General features: G+C 65.0%; 2 protein-coding genes. One reads left to right on the top strand and one right to left on the bottom strand.

Annotation, left to right across the window (positions count from 1 at the left end):
• Positions 1–29: 29 nt before the first annotated feature.
• The gene (locus tag RR51_RS28355; protein WP_039615470.1) at positions 30–323 is read right to left on the bottom strand and encodes a DUF1330 domain-containing protein; all 294 of its coding nucleotides are present in this window, start codon (positions 321–323) and stop codon (positions 30–32) included.
• Positions 324–401: 78 nt separating this feature from the next.
• Between RR51_RS28355 and ribBA the strand changes: the two genes are divergently transcribed.
• Positions 402–1,523: a bifunctional 3,4-dihydroxy-2-butanone-4-phosphate synthase/GTP cyclohydrolase II gene (gene ribBA, locus RR51_RS28360; RefSeq protein WP_039615471.1), complete on the top strand. Its 1,122-nt coding sequence runs from the start codon at positions 402–404 to the stop codon at positions 1,521–1,523.
• The last annotated feature ends 68 nt before the right edge of the window (positions 1,524–1,591 follow it).

Genomic DNA, 1,591 nt, shown 5'->3' on the forward strand with positions numbered 1-1,591 from the left:
TTTACCCGCGAAGAGGCCGCAAATCCAACTCAGGGCTCGAACCCTTCGACGATGATCACCTCAGCCTTCGCCACCCCCTGGCGATGGCTGCAAGCCTCCTGGTACAGCTCGGACCGGTAACACGCCAGCGCCTGCTCGTACGAATCGAACTCGATCACCACGCTACGCTGAGGGGTAGGCCGCCCTTCCATCGCCTCGCTACGCCCGCCACGGGCCAGGAAACGGCCGCCGAATGCCTTGAAGGCAGCCGGGGCGCGCTCGGTGTACTGCTGGTATTGCTCGGGGTCGGTCACGTCCACATGGGCGATCCAATAGGCCTTCATGCGCTGCTCTCCTGTTACGGCGATATTTGTGTATGATGGTATACCATAATAATCATCCCACCACAGTGAGCGTGCAACATGGCTTTCAACACCATCGAAGAACTTCTCGAGGACTACCGGCAAGGCAAGATGGTCCTGCTGGTGGATGACGAGGACCGGGAAAACGAAGGCGACCTGCTGATCGCCGCCGAGCGTTGCGACGCCCAGGCCATCAACTTCATGGCCCGTGAAGCGCGCGGGCTGATCTGCCTGACGCTGACCGACGAACACTGCCAACGCCTGGGCCTGGAGCAGATGGTGCCGGCCAACGGCAGCGTTTTCAGTACCGCCTTCACCGTGTCGATCGAGGCGGCCACGGGTGTTACCACCGGTATTTCCGCTGCTGATCGGGCACGTACGGTGGCAGCGGCGATGGCCCCCAACGCCCGCCCGGAAGACCTGGTGCAACCCGGCCACATCTTCCCCCTGCGCGCCCGCGAAGGCGGTGTACTGACGCGCGCCGGCCACACCGAAGCCGGCTGCGACCTGGCGCGCCTGGCCGGGTTCACCCCGGCGTCGGTTATCGTCGAAGTACTCAACGATGACGGCACCATGGCCCGCCGCCCGGACCTGGAGGTGTTCGCTGCCCGGCACGGCATCAAGATAGGCACCATCGCCGACCTCATCCACTACCGCCTGAGCACCGAGCAGACCATCAAGCGCATCGGCGAACGCGAACTGCCGACCGTGCATGGCACCTTCCGCCTGGTCACCTACGAAGACCGCATCGAAGGTGGCGTACACATGGCCATGGTCATGGGCGATATCCGCCGCGAGCAGCCGACCCTGGTGCGAGTGCACGTGATCGACCCGCTGCGCGACCTGGTCGGCGCCGAATACGCCGGCCCCGCCAACTGGACGCTGTGGGCGGCGCTGCAGAAGGTGGCCGAGGAAGGCGCCGGCGTGGTGGTGATCCTGGCCAACCATGAGTCCTCGCAGGCGCTGCTGGAGCGCGTGCCGCAGCTGACCCAGCCGGTGCGGCCTTACCAGCGTGGGCAATCGAAGGTGTACTCGGAGGTGGGTACAGGCGCGCAGATTCTGCAGGACCTGGGCGTGGGCAAGCTGCGCCACCTGGGCCCGCCGCTGAAATACGCGGGGCTGGCGGGGTATGAGCTGGAGGTGGTGCAGAGCATCCCCTTCGAGCCGGACATGGTCGGCTAAAACACCGAAGCAACTGACTTGGCAGGGCCCTGTAGGAGCGGGTTCACCCGCGAATGCGATGGTGAAGC

The organism is Pseudomonas sp. C5pp, from assembly GCF_000814065.1.
Lineage (GTDB): Bacteria > Pseudomonadota > Gammaproteobacteria > Pseudomonadales > Pseudomonadaceae > Aquipseudomonas > Aquipseudomonas asiatica.